The following is a 263-nucleotide window of genomic DNA, read 5'->3' as shown; positions in this document are numbered from 1 at the left end:
TGGCCCAGCAGGGAGGCTGGCACAAGGGCATGCCGGGACAGGGATGTCACGTCATGACCGCTCCGAAAGGTCGACGTGCGGAGCGAAGGGATCGCGCCAGGCGCGGCGCGAGGACCGCCAGGCACCGGGCAACACCCGTTGGCGACCATGGGGGCCTCTGTCGCACCGTGCACCACCCGTAAGCGACGGCACCAGGCCTTCAGCCAGCCAGCCGCCGTTCGTGGGTGACATCCCGGATCCTGGCCATATCGGTCACTGCCCGC

1 protein-coding gene is annotated in these 263 nt (G+C 69.6%); it reads right to left on the bottom strand.

Annotated elements, in window-relative coordinates; translation table 11 throughout:
• Nucleotides 1–263, bottom strand: a 263-nt coding sequence (locus A1830_RS23870) for a hypothetical protein (protein ID WP_231877571.1), incomplete at both ends; no start/stop codon positions are given.

The sequence above is a fragment of the Erwinia sp. ErVv1 genome (assembly GCF_900068895.1).
GTDB lineage: Bacteria > Pseudomonadota > Gammaproteobacteria > Enterobacterales > Enterobacteriaceae > Erwinia.
Note: the sequence above shows the minus strand (reverse complement) of the source record. Positions and strands in the feature narration are given on the sequence as shown.